The organism is Enterobacter sp. 2VL, assembly GCF_005503595.1.
Taxonomy (GTDB): domain Bacteria; phylum Pseudomonadota; class Gammaproteobacteria; order Enterobacterales; family Enterobacteriaceae; genus Enterobacter; species Enterobacter cancerogenus.
This window is the reverse complement of record NZ_SCNE01000003.1, coordinates 202,317-217,187: the sequence shown is the minus strand read 5'-3', so window position 1 is coordinate 217,187 and position 14,871 is coordinate 202,317. Positions and strand designations below refer to the sequence as shown.

The following is a 14,871-nucleotide window of genomic DNA, read 5'->3' as shown; positions in this document are numbered from 1 at the left end:
AAAAAAACGCATTTCTGGAGCCTTACCGATCACGGAAGAGAGAAAGTTTATCAGTGAACTTCGGCTGCCAGTAACGTTTATTTAACATCTGCCCGCCGACCGTTATTCACAAGAACTACCCTGCATAAAAAAAACCGGAGATACCATGAATAAGAAGGTGTTGACTCTGTCTGCTGTAATGGCAAGCATGCTTTTTGGTGCAGCTGCACACGCTGCGGATACCCGTATTGGCGTGACCATTTATAAATACGACGACAACTTCATGTCTGTTGTGCGTAAAGCAATTGAAAAAGATGCCAAGGCAGCGCCAGATGTTCAGCTGCTGATGAATGATTCCCAGAACGACCAGTCCAAACAGAACGATCAGATTGACGTGCTGCTGGCAAAAGGCGTGAAAGCGCTGGCAATCAACCTGGTTGACCCGGCTGCAGCAGGCACGGTAATTGAGAAAGCGCGCGGCCAGAACGTGCCAATCGTCTTCTTCAACAAAGAACCTTCCCGTAAAGCGCTGGACAGCTATGACAAAGCGTTTTACGTCGGGACTGACTCCAAAGAGTCCGGTATTATCCAGGGCGACCTGATTGCTAAACACTGGGCGGCAAACCCGAACTGGGATCTGAACAAAGACAGTCAGATTCAGTTCGTTCTGCTGAAAGGCGAACCGGGCCACCCGGATGCTGAAGCACGTACCACCTACGTTATCAAAGAGCTGAACGACAAAGGTCTGAAAACCCAGCAGCTGGCGTTAGATACCGCCATGTGGGACACCGCTCAGGCGAAAGATAAGATGGACGCGTGGCTCTCTGGTCCGAACGCCAACAAAATCGAAGTGGTTATCGCCAACAACGATGCGATGGCAATGGGCGCGGTAGAAGCGCTGAAAGCACACAACAAATCTTCCATTCCGGTGTTCGGCGTGGATGCTCTGCCAGAAGCGCTGGCGCTGGTGAAATCTGGCGCGATGGCCGGTACCGTGCTGAACGATGCCAACAACCAGGCGAAAGCCACCTTCGATCTGGCGAAAAACCTGGCCGACGGTAAAGGTGCCGCTGATGGTACCAACTGGAAAATTGAAAACAAAATCGTTCGCGTACCTTACGTGGGCGTAGACCAGTCCAACCTGGCTGAGTTTCTCGGTAAATAAGTGAGTTAACCTGTCTCCACTGGGCGCAATTCGTTGCGCCCATTTATAACGCGCTATGCGAGGCCAACAAGGTATAATTATGGTCAGCACAACTACTCAGTCGTCCGGTGAATACCTGTTGGAAATGAGCGGTATCAACAAGTCATTTCCCGGCGTTAAGGCACTCGATAACGTTAATTTAAAAGTGCGTCCTCACTCTATTCATGCCCTGATGGGGGAGAACGGTGCGGGTAAATCAACGTTATTAAAATGTCTTTTTGGGATCTATCAAAAAGATTCTGGCAGCATTCTTTTTCAGGGGAAAGAGATCGATTTCCATTCGGCGAAAGAGGCGCTGGAAAACGGTATCTCAATGGTTCACCAGGAACTGAACCTGGTACTGCAACGGTCGGTAATGGATAATATGTGGCTGGGCCGCTATCCCACCAAAGGTGTATTTGTCGATCAGGATAAAATGTATCGCGACACCAAAGCCATATTCGACGAGCTGGATATTGATATCGATCCGCGCGCCCGCGTGGGAACATTATCCGTTTCCCAGATGCAGATGATCGAAATTGCGAAAGCATTCTCCTATGACGCCAAAATCGTCATTATGGACGAACCCACTTCTTCCTTAACGGAAAAAGAGGTTAACCACCTTTTTACCATTATTCGTAAGTTGAAAGACCGCGGCTGCGGTATTGTCTATATCTCGCATAAAATGGAAGAGATCTTCCAACTGTGCGACGAAATTACCATCCTGCGCGACGGCCAGTGGATTGCCACCCAGCCGCTGGAAGGGCTGGACATGGACAAAATCATCGCCATGATGGTGGGCCGCTCCCTGAACCAGCGCTTCCCGGACAAAGAGAACACGCCGGGCGAAGTGATCCTTGAGGTGCGTAACCTCACCTCGCTGCGCCAGCCGTCGATTCGTGACGTGTCGTTCGATCTGCATAAAGGCGAAATTCTGGGGATCGCGGGCCTGGTCGGCGCCAAGCGCACCGATATTGTGGAAACGCTGTTTGGTATTCGCGAAAAATCCGGCGGCACTATTACGCTGCACGGCAAAAAAATTAATAACCACAACGCCAACGAAGCTATTAATCACGGCTTTGCGCTGGTGACGGAAGAGCGTCGCTCAACCGGCATTTATGCTTATCTGGATATTAATTTTAACTCGCTGATCTCCAATATCCGTAACTACAAAAGTAAAATCGGTCTGCTGGATAATTCCCGCATGAAAAGCGATACCCAGTGGGTTATTGACTCCATGCGCGTGAAAACGCCGGGCCACCGTACGCAAATCGGTTCGCTTTCCGGTGGTAACCAGCAGAAGGTGATTATTGGTCGTTGGTTATTGACTCAGCCAGAAATTCTGATGCTGGACGAACCCACCCGCGGTATCGATGTGGGTGCAAAGTTTGAGATTTATCAGCTGATCGCTGAGCTGGCGAAAAAGAATAAAGGGATCATTATTATTTCTTCCGAAATGCCGGAATTGTTAGGGATCACAGATCGTATTCTGGTTATGAGCAATGGTCTCGTTGCCGGAATTGTTGACACCAAAACGACAACGCAAAACGAAATTTTACGTCTTGCGTCTTTGCACCTTTAAGATCAGGGGCTCCTCATGAGTGCGTTAAATAAAAAAAGTTTTCTCACTTACCTGAAAGAAGGCGGTATTTACGTTGTTCTTTTAGTCTTGCTGGCCATTATTATTTTCCAGGACCCTACGTTCTTAAGTCTGCTGAACTTGAGTAACATTCTGACCCAGTCTTCCGTGCGTATTATCATCGCGCTGGGCGTGGCGGGGCTTATCGTCACCCAGGGGACAGACCTGTCGGCAGGGCGTCAGGTGGGCCTGGCGGCGGTTATCGCGGCAACGCTGCTGCAGTCGATGGAAAACGCCAACAAGGTCTTCCCGGAAATGGCAACCATGCCGATTTTCGTGGTGATCCTGATTGTCTGCGCCATCGGGGCAATCATCGGCCTGATTAACGGTATCATCATCGCTTACCTGAACGTGACGCCGTTTATCACCACCCTGGGTACGATGATCATCGTTTACGGTATCAACTCCCTTTATTACGACTTTGTTGGCGCTTCCCCCATTTCGGGCTTCGACAGCGGCTTCTCGACCTTCACGCAAGGGTTTATTGCGATGGGCAGCTTCCGCCTGTCGTACATCACCTTCTATGCGCTGATTGCGGTGGCCTTCGTCTGGGTGCTGTGGAACAAAACGCGCTTCGGTAAGAACATCTTCGCCATCGGCGGGAACCCGGAAGCGGCGAAAGTTTCTGGCGTGAACGTGGCGCTGAACCTGCTGATGATCTATGCCCTGTCCGGCGTGTTCTACGCGTTTGGCGGGATGCTGGAAGCGGGGCGTATCGGCTCTGCCACCAACAACCTCGGCTTTATGTATGAGCTGGATGCGATTGCGGCCTGCGTGGTCGGCGGCGTCTCCTTCAGCGGCGGTGTCGGTACCGTCATCGGCGTGGTAACCGGTGTGATCATCTTCACCGTGATCAACTACGGTCTGACCTATATCGGCGTGAACCCTTACTGGCAGTACATTATCAAGGGCGCGATTATCATCTTCGCGGTAGCGCTGGACTCCCTGAAATACGCGCGTAAGAAATAAGAGAAGTGATGTGAAAAAGCCCGCTCATGTAGCGGGCTTTTTTTTACCGGGCCTACAAAATCGTGATGGCAGGTCGGGTAAGGCGAAGCCGCCACCCGACGGGGTTTAGCGTTTCTTCTGCAACTCCAGCAGCTGCTCCGGTCGTACTGCCGGGTATCCCTGCGCATCTTCCGGCACTTCATGCATCGTTGGGATCGGCACCAGCGGGCCTAAAAAGCGCGGTTCGCGTTTAAAGATGTAGAGGTCAGCCAGAGCACCGAAGCGAGCGCCAAACTCACGCACGCGCACGCTGAGCATATCTTTTGGCGACGGTACGGCGTAGCACTGGGCCTGAATGCCCATATGCAACGCGATAAACAGCGCACGCTCGCAGTGGAAGCGCTGGGTGATGATGATGAAGTCGTTGGTGTCGAAGACTTTGCGGGTGCGCACAATGGAGTCCAGCGTGCGGAAGCCGGCATAATCGAGCACGATATCCGCCGGGTCAACGCCGCCGGCAATCAGATCCTTACGCATCGTCACCGGTTCGTTATAGCTTTGCTGGGCGTTATCCCCGCTCAGCAGCAGGTAGTTCACCTTGCCGCTGTTATAGGCGTTCAGCGCACCCTGAATACGGTAACGGTAATACTGGTTAATAACCCCGGTGCGATAGTACTTGGCCGTGCCGAGCACCACGCCGACCTGGCGATAGGGGAGATCCTGCAAATCGTCAAAGATGTAGGGGGCGGTTTTCCAGCTCATCCAGCGGTCAAGGCCAAGCACGACCAACAGCAGTATGCCGACCAGGACAGACAGGCTGTAAAAAACGCGCTTTAACATGAAGATGGCTCGTACCGAAGGTGAAATTTAACTCAGGCTACTTTACCCGCCTGGTTAGCGCAAGAAACGGTGAATCAACTGAGGGGTTTTTCAGCAAACGGGCGGGCTTTTCTGCCCGCCGTCAACATTACGCCAACAGTACGCGGTCGATTGTCGAGCAGCCGAGCGCCTTCAGGGTGGCGGCGGTAGCGTCCCACTGGATCAGCGGCGCATCGGCTTTTTCTGCGAGGATCGCGCGCTGGATGTCCGGGTAGTCGTAGCCGTTGAGGCTCAGGAGGTTGAGCGCGCCCTGCAACGGCGGCAGCGTCGGGTTAAACGCGGCGTTCTCTGCGTAGCTGCCGGTGAAGATGCGCCCGTCACGACACTGAAGCGCCACGCCGCTTGGCGATGTGCTGTAAGGGGTGTGGCTCATGTTAGCAGCGGCAATCGCCGCTTCGCTCAGCTCATCACCGGAGAGGGCGAAACCGTGGTTCTGCGCGTCCATCAGCAGCGTTTTGATCTCCAGATCTTTCGGGCCAAACGCATCTGGCAGGTAATCGCCCAGCGTATGCGGCTCACGGCCCGGCAGATTGATGCGCAGCTCAAGCCCGCTGTTCAGCTCGTTCATAAACTGACGGCAGTGGCCGCAGGGGGTGTAGTTGACGGTGATCGCGCGCAGGCCCTTTTCACCGCGCAGCCAGGCGTGGCTGATGGCGCTCTGTTCAGCGTGAACGGTTTGCTGCATGGTGGCCCCGAGGAACTCCATGTTCCCGCCGAAGTACCAGACGCCGCTGACGCCGCGCGCGATGGCGCCAACGTTGAAGTGGGAGAGGTCGGCGCGGGCGCAGGCGGCAGCCAGCGGCAGCAGTGCAAAAGCCAGTTCGTCTTCGTCCAGTCCCGTGGCTTGTTTAAGCGTCGTGACCTGCTCCGCCGTCAGCAGGGCGGGGAAATGCGTATCCGCCAGAACCGGGGCCAGGGCTGATTGCAAATTCTCTGCAAGCTGGGCGAAAGCTGTTTGAAAACGTGGGTGCATGGCGTTGCCTCATCAAGGTTAATGGATCGGTAGTGTACGGAGCCGATGGGCCTTAATATGTGATCCACTTCTCATAATGTATGCAACTTATGAAATCAAAATGAAATTTGCGCGACGCATCGCAAAATTTTAGCCCACCACGGCCAGGATCACCGGGAAGAGGAACGGGGCAATCAGCGAGGTCATGATCCCGCAGATGACCAGCGCCAGGGAGCTGAATGCGCCCTCCTGATAATCCATTTCGGCACAGCGCGCGGTACCCAGCGCGTGTGAGGCGGTACCCATCGCCAGACCCCGCGCGGCTTTAGTATGAATTTTCATCACATTAAGCAGGGTGTGGCCAAACACCGCCCCCAGGATACCCACGAAGATCACGCACATGGCACTGATGGCCGGGATCCCACCGATGCTGCCGCCCACGGCCATGGCAATCGGCGTGGTGACGGATTTAGGCATAATGGAGGCGGCAATCTCGGGCGATGCGCCCATCAGCAGCGCTACCGATGTGCCGGTGATCATCGCCACCAGGCTGCCCAAAAAACAGATGGTAATGATGGATTTCCAGCGGGCGCGGATCTGGTGCAGCTGTTCATATAAAGGAAACGCCAGCGCCACGACGGCAGGCTGCAGCAAATCGTTTAATATTTTGCTCCCGGCGAAGTAGCGTTCGTAAGGAATGCCGGTGAGCATCAGGAAAGGAATAATCACCACCATCGCCACCAGCAGCGGGTTAAGCAGCGGCATCTTAAAACGTGCGGCCAGTTTACGCGCGGCGAAGAAGACCACCAGGGTTAACGGCAGCGACCACCAGATATTGGCTATCATTGTTTGGTTCCTTTTTGCCCGACCACTTTACGTTCGCCGTGTACCAGATGCGAACTCCAGCTCACCACCAGCAATACCACCAGCGTACTGACCGCGCAGGAGACCACAATCGGGCCGAACTGCGCTTTGAGCAAATCGAAATACTGCATCACCCCCACGCCGATAGGCACGAACAGCAGCGCCATATAGCGGATAAGGACGAAGCAACCGGGATTGACCCACTTCGCGGGCAGCACCTGCAGCGCCAGCAGCACAAACAGGATCAGCATGCCGATAATGCTGCCGGGGATCGTGATGGGCAGCAGCGAGGCGATAAAGATCCCGGCATAGAGACAGGCGTAAATCAGGACGAATGCGCGCAGATATTGCCAGACAGTATTCAATGATTTGCTCATGGTAAAAGTCCTTGAAGAAACGCATTCATCATACAATTAAACCCAGAAGTGTGCCACGGATCACATCATGAAATTTGAGAATACCAGACATTCCAAAAGGGAACGTTGGGCATTTCACCAAATGGACAGCAGCCCGTTTGCATGCCAGTATTAGTTTCATTTATGAATCAAACGATTAACAGGCTGCGCAGGAGACGATCTATGCCGTCAATCATCATTAAAACCGCCGATGAGCTCGTCAGACAGCGCCACGCCGGGGAACTGTTAGCCTCCGTCTTTACCATGTTAGACGGATTTATCGCGCCCGGCGTGACCACCATGGCGATAAACAACCGTGTTGAGGCGTTTATCGTCGATACGCTTCAGGCCCGCCCGGCCAGTAAAGGGCAGTATGATTTCCCGTATGTGCTTAACACCTCCGTCAACGAGGTGGTCTGCCACGGCATTCCTAAAGAGTCTGAACATCTGAAGTCCGGTTCAATTGTGAACGTTGATATCACCCTTGAAAAAGAGGGCCTGATTGCCGATTCCAGCAAAATGTATCTGATTGGCGATGTTTCACCGCTGGCGCGTCGGCTGGTGAAAAAAACCTACGAAGCGATGTGGAAAGGGATCAAGGCGGTGAAGCCCGGCGCGACGCTCGGGGATATCGGCCACGCTATTCAGTCGCACGTTGAAAGCAACGGCTACAGCGTGGTGCGTGAGTACTGCGGCCACGGTATCGGCAAAGAGATGCACGAGGAGCCGCAGGTGCTGCATTACGGCAAACCTGGCGAAGGTGCGGTGCTGAAAGAGGGGATGGTGTTTACTATCGAGCCGATGGTCAACCAGGGCGACAGCCGCATCAAGACTAAAAAAGATGGCTGGACGGTGGTGACGCGCGATAAAAAATTGTCGGCGCAGTGGGAGCATACCATTGCGGTTACCGCAGACGGATTTGAGGTGCTCACCCTGCGTCCTGAAGAAACGATCCCGGATTAACCTCCGGGCTTCCCACTGACCCTGCGAGCAGATACCATAGCGCGTCTTTTTTCACAGGTACTCTGCATGCGTGTTTTACTGGCCCCAATGGAAGGCGTGCTCGATTCTCTCGTGCGCGAACTTCTGACCGAGGTGAACGATTACGATCTCTGCGTGACGGAGTTTTTACGCGTGGTCGATATGCTGTTGCCGGTAAAATCTTTTCACCGACTCTGCCCTGAGTTGCACAACCAGAGCCGGACCTCCTCCGGTACGCTGGTGCGCATCCAGCTGTTGGGCCAGTATCCCGAATGGCTGGCAGAAAACGCCGCCCGTGCCGTAGAGCTGGGCTCTTACGGCGTCGATCTCAACTGTGGCTGCCCGTCGAAAATGGTCAACGGCAGCGGCGGTGGGGCGACGCTGTTAAAAGATCCTGAGCTTATCTATCGCGGCGCAAAAGCCATGCGTGAAGCCGTGCCGTCGCATCTGCCGGTAACGGTTAAAGTGCGCCTGGGCTGGGACAGCGGCGCGCGCCAGTTTGAAATCGCCGATGCGGTACAGCAGGCCGGGGCAACCGAGCTGGTGGTGCATGGCCGTACCAAAGAGGATGGTTACAAAGCGGAGCGCATCAACTGGCAGGCCATCGGTGAGATCCGCCAGCGGCTCACCATACCGGTTATCGCTAACGGTGAAATCTGGGATTACGAGAGCGCCCAGGCCTGCCTGAAAGCGACGGGCTGTGACGCGGTGATGATTGGCCGCGGAGCGCTGAACGTGCCGAACCTTAGCCGGGTGGTGAAATATAACGCGCCGCGGATGCCCTGGGCCGACGTCGTGGCGCTGCTGCAAAAATATAGCCGCCTGGAAAAGCAGGGTGACACCGGTTTATATCACGTCGCACGCATCAAGCAGTGGCTTAGCTATTTGCGTAAAGAATACGATGAGGCGCTGGGATTATTTCAGGAGATCCGTACGCTGCAAACGTCGGCGGATATCGCGCGGGTAATTCAGTCAAAATAATAAGCGTTAATTTGCTCACAATTTTATAAATAAGAAAACATCGAAGGTTTTCAACGTGGCGCGACGGTGTTAAGGTGCCACTGTTTTCAACGCAGGATTGTTACTGGTTAACAGGCAAAACCTAAGCGTTCCGCAGCATACGCCGCTGTGGAACGCTTAGGTTTTTTTTTGCCTGTCATTTACGCAGGAGAAAAACCTGGCTTAACGCTATTCAAAGAAATTAATAAACAGATCGCGACAGGAAATTAAAAAATTTCCTGCGACCGGTTACGCACTAATACTCTTTCACAGGTGGTTATGATGGAATATAGAATTATTCCCTGTAAGCTGTGCGCGCTCGCCATATTGACGTTTTCCTCGTTGTCGATGGCGCAGGAATGGAACGGGACCGTATTAGGCTTCGAGGCCCCACCGGATCCGATTCTCGGTGACATGCTCGGAATACGAAAGATCCTTAACGATAACGGGTTTACCTATAATCTGGGTTATCTGAATGAAATTGCCTCGAACGGCGGGGGTGGCTACAACCATGATACCCATGTGGCCTATATCGATCAGTTTGCGCTGACCTTCAACCAGGACCTGGCGCGATGGACCGGCATACCGGACGCGCGGATCGAAGGCAATATCGTTAACCGCAACCACAATGACGATCTCACCACTAAACGCCTGCAGGACCCGCGGGTAAACTTTAACGATCTGACCCAGGAAAGCTGGGGTGGACAGTCGATTACGCGCCTGGGCTGGCTGACCTTCGCCAGAAGCTTTGACGATCGGCGTCTTACCTGGCGGGTGGGGATGATGAACAAGGTACAGACCTTCGATCAGATCATCCCGTGTGACTTCCAGATGCTTTCCCAGTGCGGCGGAAAATCGGCCAACTCGCTCACCTGGAACAACTGGAACGTGCATACATGGGGCACCACGCTGGAGTATAAATTGACGCCTACCGTCACGTTGAAAGGCGGCGTGATGGAGCAAAATCCCAATGCAGCAAGCCGCAGTCATGCCTGGAGTTGGTCAACGAAGGGCAGCAAAGGAGTATTACTGCCGGTCGAGATCGACGCCCGTCCGCTGATTAACGGTCTGCCGGGCGCGTACAATTTGGGCGTGGTGTTTACCAATGCATCGCAAACCGATCTTTATCGCGGGAAATCCGGCGGGGCGGGTGCGGCCGACCCGGACGGATATGATCATCACAACCGGACGTGGTTTATGTACGCCGGTCTGAACCAGCAACTCACGCAGCATCACGACGATCCAAACCGCGGGTTAAGTACCTCTGTCAGCATGAGCCTGGCCGATCAACGCAGCAACTATATGCATCAGGTCTATGCCGCCTCGCTGCGCTATCGTGGGCTGTTTGATGCCCGTCCGGAAGACTGGATAGGCTTTGGTTTGACCTGGATAGACATGAGCAATCAGTACGCGCGTAACCAGCGTGAGATGAATGCCCTGAACGGCGTCGCGGACTATAACGACCCGGCGTATCATCCGGTCCCCGGCCATTCCCTCAACGGTGAGTTTTACTATCGTTTCCGTCCCGTTGCCTGGCTTGAGCTTCAGCCGGGTATTCAGTACTGGCACCATCCGGGCGGCGTTTCACGTACTCAGGATGCATGGGTCACCGAGCTCAAAACCGTGGTGACCTTCTGATATCGCCCTGACAAGCACGATCTGCATCACGTTTTTACGCGTGACAGATTGAGGCTACGAATGAAACTGATAGAGTGCCAGAACTGGATTGTTACTGCTTAGGCAGGCAAAACCTGATTTTCTGGCTTCTGCCGGAGGTCAGGTTTTTTTGTTTCTGGGGTTCCGATGAAAATCGCCAAGATTCTGAATAATAATGTGGTGGTTGTTCTGGATGAGCGCGGGCGCGAACAGGTGGTGATGGGGCGCGGGCTGGCCTTTCAGAAGCGCATGGGTGACGCGCTGGATACCGCGCTGATTGAAAAAGTCTTTGCTCTGCAAAGCGACGAGCTGGTACGGCGTTTGGGGGAGTTGCTGAACCAGATCCCGCTGGAAGTTATGACCACCTGCGACCGCATCATTGGGCTGGCGGCGCAGCGGCTGGGCAAATTGCAGGACAGTTTGTATATCACCCTGACGGACCACTGCTTCTTTGCGATTGAGCGTCAGAAAAAAGGGCTGGCAATCAAAAACGTGCTGCTGTGGGACATCAGGCGGCTGTATCCAAAGGAGTTCGAACTGGGGCAGGAGGCAAGGGCCATTATTGCCAAACGCCTTAACGTTGAGCTGGCGGAGGATGAGGCCGGGTTTATCGCCCTGCACCTGGTCACCGCGCAGCTGAACAGTGAAATGCCGGAAGTGATGCACGTCACCCGGGTCATGCAGGAGATCCTGCAACTGGTGAAGTATCAGCTGCAACTGGAGTATGACGAGGAGTCGTTGAGCTATCAGCGCTTTGTCACCCATCTGAAATTTTTTGCCCAGCGGATGCTGACCCGCACCGTGGTGCAAGATGATGACGTTACGCTGCATACGGCGGTGAAGGACAACTACGCGAAAGCGTGGAAATGCGCCGAGAAAATCGCCCAGCATCTGAACAAAAGCTATCAGCGAGCGCTGACAACCGAAGAAATTATGTTCCTCGCTATTCACATTGAGCGGGTGAGAAAAGAGGGGCGTTAAGCCTCAACGCTGGATTGTTACTGCATCATGCAGGCAAAACCTGAGTGCGGCCTTCGACAGGAGGACGCCTCGGGTTTTTTTATTTTTATACTCAGTCAACAGGTGCCTGCGGGCATCGGATGTAAGGAAATTGCGATGGAATACCAGGCATTAGCAAAGGATATTCTCAGCCACGTTGGCGGAAAAGAGAACATCGTCAGTCTTGTTCACTGCGCTACCCGGCTTCGCTTCAAACTGAAAGATAATCAAAAAGCGGATGCCGACGGGCTGAAGAAAAATCCGGGCGTCATTATGGTGGTTGAAAGCGGCGGACAGTTTCAGGTGGTGATTGGCAATCACGTTCACACAGTCTGGCAGGCGGTGCGCGATGCCGCAGGGCTAACGGATGATGCCCCCGTGGTGGACGACAAGGGTGATAAAGGTCATTTACTGGGGCGCCTGATAGATATCGTCTCTGGCATTTTCACCCCTTTTATCGGCATTCTGGCGGCCTCCGGTATCCTGAAAGGACTGCTGGCGCTGGCGCTGGTGTGCGGCTGGCTCAGTGTGGAAAGCGGGACCTATAAAATCTGGTTCGCCGCGAGCGACGCGCTGTTCTTCTTCTTCCCGCTGGTGCTGGGCTACACCGCCGGGAAAAAGTTTGGCGGCAACCCGTTTATCACCATGGTGATCGGCGGGGCGCTGACCCATCCGATGATGATTGCCGCATTTGTCGCCAGCCAGCAGTCGGGCGCGGTTGCCCAGACGTTTCTCGGCCTTCCGGTCACCTGGTTTAACTACAGTTCGTCGGTGATCCCCATTATTCTCGCGGCGTGGGTAAGCTGCTGGCTGGAAAAGCGGAGCACGGCGCTTTTGCCTCCGTCGATGAAAAACTTTTTTGCGCCGCTGATCTGTTTAGCCGTCACCGTACCGCTGACGTTTCTGGTGATCGGCCCTCTCGCCACCTGGCTGAGCCAGCTGCTGGCGAACGGTTATCAGTGGATCTATGTGCTGGCTCCGTGGCTGGCGGGCGCGGCAATGGGCGCGCTGTGGCAGGTTTGCGTGATTTTCGGCCTGCACTGGGGGCTGGTGCCGCTGATGATCAATAACCTGGCGGTGCTGGGCCATGACTCGATGCTGCCAATGCTGCTTCCCGCCGTCTTTGGTCAGGTGGGCGCGGCGCTGGGGATCTTCCTGCGTACCCGCGATGCGCGCCAGAAAATGCTGGCCGGCTCCTCCGTCACGGCAGGGATTTTTGGGATCACCGAACCGGCTGTGTATGGCCTTAACCTGCCGCTGCGCCGCCCGTTTATCTTTGGCTGCGTGGCGGGTGCGATCGGCGGGGCGATTGTCGGCTTTAGCGATACGCACGTTTACTCGTTCGGCTTTGCCAATATCTTTACCATCGCACAAATGATCCCTCCGGACGGCGTAAACGCCACGCTGTGGGGCGGCATTATCGGCACGGTGGTCGCCCTGGTGCTGAGCTGTGGCCTGACGCTGGTGGCGGGCATGCCGGGGCACACAACCTCAGAGGTCGCGGCGTCAGCGGGTGAAAACGAGGTGCTCTCTCCGATGACCGGCACCGTGCTGGCGCTTGATCAGGTGCCGGATACGACCTTTGCCAGCGGCCTGCTGGGCAGCGGTGCGGCAATTATTCCCGCCACTAATCAGGTCGTTGCGCCGTTTGCCGGCGAGGTGGCCTCTCTCTTTCAGACCAAACATGCTATCGGCCTGCTTAGCAAAAGCGGTATTGAGGTGTTGATCCACGTCGGGATCGACACCGTGAAGCTCGACGGCAGACCGTTCACCGCCCATGTGAAGGTGGGCGACAGCGTGCAGCCGGGCGACCTGCTGCTGGAATTTGACCGTCAGGCGATTATTGACGCCGGATATGACCTGACGACCCCGATTATTATCAGTAACAGCGATGAGTATCGCGACGTGGTGACCGTGGCGGCAACGTCCGTAACCGCCGGTGCGCCATTGCTCAGCGTAAGCCATCAATAACAGGAGAACGTGATGAAGACTTTCCCGGATGATTTTTTATGGGGCGGCGCGCTGGCCGCGAATCAGGTAGAGGGGGCTTATCGGGAAGATGGCAAAGGGCTGTCTACCTCTGACGTGCAGCCGCAGGGCGTGTTTGGCCCGGTGGTGGAGCGCGTGGCGGGTGACAGCGGCATCAAGGACGTCGCCATCGATTTCTACCATCGCTACCCGGAAGACATCAAACTGTTTGCCGAAATGGGCTTTAGCTGCCTGCGCGTGTCCATTGCCTGGACGCGGATCTTCCCGAACGGTGACGAGCAGCAGCCAAACGAGGCGGGGCTGGCGTACTATGACAGGCTATTTAACGAGCTGGCCGCGCACGACATCACCCCGCTGGTAACGCTGTCGCACTACGAAATGCCGTGGGGGCTGGTTAAGCAGTACGGCGGCTGGGGCAATCGCAAGACGATCGGCTTCTTTGAACATTACGCTCGCACCGTATTTGCGCGCTATGGGGAGAAGGTCAAGCTGTGGCTGACCTTCAATGAAATCAACATGTCGCTGCATGCGCCGATGACCGGCGTCGGCCTGCCGGAGTCCAGCAGTAAAGGCGAAGTGTATCAGGCGATCCACCATCAGCTGGTGGCGAGTGCCCTGGCGGTAAAAGCCTGTCACGACATCATTCCGGACGCCAGAATTGGCAACATGCTGCTGGGCGGTTTGATGTACCCGCTGACCTGCAAACCGGAAGACGTGCTTGAAGCCTTGCAGGAGAACCGTGCCTGGCAGTTCTTCGGCGATGTGCAGTGCCGCGGTGCCTATCCGGGGTATATGCTGCGTTTCTTCCGTGACAACGGTATTGAAATAGCGATAACCGATGCTGACCGCGAGGCGCTGAAATCGACCGTTGATTTTATCTCGTTCAGTTACTACATGACGGGCTGTGTCACCACCGATGAGGCGTTGAACCAGCAGGCGCGCGGCAATATTCTGAGCATGGTGCCAAACCCGCACCTGGCAAGCTCCGAGTGGGGCTGGCAGATTGACTCTGTCGGCCTGCGTACGCTGCTGAACGTGCTGTGGGATCGCTATCAAAAGCCGCTGTTTATCGTGGAGAATGGCCTCGGCGCGAAGGATAAACCGGACGCCAGCGGCGTGGTACAGGATGATTACCGCATCAGCTACCTGAACGATCATCTGGTCCAGGTGCGCGAAGCCCTTGACGATGGCGTGGAGGTGATGGGGTATACCAACTGGGGACCCATCGATCTGGTCAGCGCATCGAAAGCGGAACTGTCCAAACGCTACGGCTTTATTTACGTTGATCGCGATGACAGCGGAGAAGGTACGCTGGCGCGAAGCCGCAAGAAAAGTTTCTACTGGTATAAAGAGGTGATTGCCACCCAAGGCGGCTCCCTCAAGGACTGATTGAAAAAGTGTTTGCCCG

General features: G+C 55.0%; 13 protein-coding genes. 9 read left to right on the top strand and 4 right to left on the bottom strand.

Annotation, left to right across the window (positions count from 1 at the left end; genetic code table 11):
- Nucleotides 1-145: 145 nt before the first annotated feature.
- From mglB to mglC, 3 genes are all read left to right on the top strand, one after another.
- Nucleotides 146-1,144 (top strand): galactose/glucose ABC transporter substrate-binding protein MglB, encoded by a 999-nt coding sequence (gene mglB / locus FFS28_RS09235; RefSeq protein WP_137849389.1) that lies wholly within the window; start codon nucleotides 146-148, stop codon nucleotides 1,142-1,144.
- A gap of 79 nt (nucleotides 1,145-1,223) precedes the next feature.
- Nucleotides 1,224-2,744 (top strand): galactose/methyl galactoside ABC transporter ATP-binding protein MglA, encoded by a 1,521-nt coding sequence (gene mglA / locus FFS28_RS09230; protein WP_042320270.1) that lies wholly within the window; start codon nucleotides 1,224-1,226, stop codon nucleotides 2,742-2,744.
- Between the two features lie 15 nt (nucleotides 2,745-2,759).
- Complete coding sequence (gene mglC, locus FFS28_RS09225) at nucleotides 2,760-3,770, top strand: galactose/methyl galactoside ABC transporter permease MglC (RefSeq protein WP_006176417.1); 1,011 nt, start codon at nucleotides 2,760-2,762, stop codon at nucleotides 3,768-3,770.
- A gap of 105 nt (nucleotides 3,771-3,875) precedes the next feature.
- Here mglC and sanA read toward each other — a convergent pair whose 3' ends face one another.
- The 4 genes from sanA to FFS28_RS09205 all read right to left on the bottom strand — a co-directional run bounded on the left by sanA (nucleotide 3,876) and on the right by FFS28_RS09205 (nucleotide 6,821).
- Nucleotides 3,876-4,589: an outer membrane permeability protein SanA gene (gene sanA, locus FFS28_RS09220; protein ID WP_006176416.1), complete on the bottom strand. Its 714-nt coding sequence runs from the start codon at nucleotides 4,587-4,589 to the stop codon at nucleotides 3,876-3,878.
- 127 nt (nucleotides 4,590-4,716) lie between these two features.
- Complete coding sequence (cdd, locus tag FFS28_RS09215; RefSeq protein WP_102890473.1) at nucleotides 4,717-5,601, bottom strand: cytidine deaminase; 885 nt, start codon at nucleotides 5,599-5,601, stop codon at nucleotides 4,717-4,719.
- Nucleotides 5,602-5,730: 129 nt separating this feature from the next.
- Nucleotides 5,731-6,426: a CidB/LrgB family autolysis modulator gene (locus FFS28_RS09210; RefSeq protein WP_058609826.1), complete on the bottom strand. Its 696-nt coding sequence runs from the start codon at nucleotides 6,424-6,426 to the stop codon at nucleotides 5,731-5,733.
- Nucleotides 6,423-6,821, bottom strand: coding sequence for a CidA/LrgA family protein (locus FFS28_RS09205; RefSeq protein WP_006176413.1), 399 nt, complete (start codon nucleotides 6,819-6,821; stop codon nucleotides 6,423-6,425). The genes FFS28_RS09210 and FFS28_RS09205 overlap by 4 nt, the downstream gene beginning before the upstream one ends.
- Nucleotides 6,822-7,022: 201 nt before the next feature.
- On the opposite strand from FFS28_RS09205, the gene map reads away from it, so the two are divergent.
- The 6 genes from map to FFS28_RS09175 all read left to right on the top strand — a co-directional run bounded on the left by map (nucleotide 7,023) and on the right by FFS28_RS09175 (nucleotide 14,852).
- Nucleotides 7,023-7,802, top strand: coding sequence for a type I methionyl aminopeptidase (map, locus tag FFS28_RS09200; protein ID WP_006176412.1), 780 nt, complete (start codon nucleotides 7,023-7,025; stop codon nucleotides 7,800-7,802).
- Between the two features lie 66 nt (nucleotides 7,803-7,868).
- Entirely contained in the window at nucleotides 7,869-8,801 is a 933-nt protein-coding gene (gene dusC, locus FFS28_RS09195; protein WP_088208092.1) for a tRNA dihydrouridine(16) synthase DusC, read from the top strand.
- 366 nt (nucleotides 8,802-9,167) lie between these two features.
- A complete protein-coding gene (locus tag FFS28_RS09190; protein ID WP_249357433.1) occupies nucleotides 9,168-10,457 on the top strand; it encodes a carbohydrate porin in 1,290 nt (429 codons plus the stop codon).
- 165 nt (nucleotides 10,458-10,622) lie between these two features.
- On the top strand, nucleotides 10,623-11,456 hold the full coding sequence (gene licT / locus FFS28_RS09185) for a BglG family transcription antiterminator LicT (protein WP_006176409.1): 834 nt from the start codon (nucleotides 10,623-10,625) through the stop codon (nucleotides 11,454-11,456).
- Nucleotides 11,457-11,591: 135 nt separating this feature from the next.
- Nucleotides 11,592-13,445, top strand: coding sequence for a PTS beta-glucoside transporter subunit IIABC (gene bglF, locus FFS28_RS09180; RefSeq protein ID WP_137849387.1), 1,854 nt, complete (start codon nucleotides 11,592-11,594; stop codon nucleotides 13,443-13,445).
- Between the two features lie 12 nt (nucleotides 13,446-13,457).
- Entirely contained in the window at nucleotides 13,458-14,852 is a 1,395-nt protein-coding gene (locus FFS28_RS09175; protein WP_137849386.1) for a glycoside hydrolase family 1 protein, read from the top strand.
- The last annotated feature ends 19 nt before the right edge of the window (nucleotides 14,853-14,871 follow it).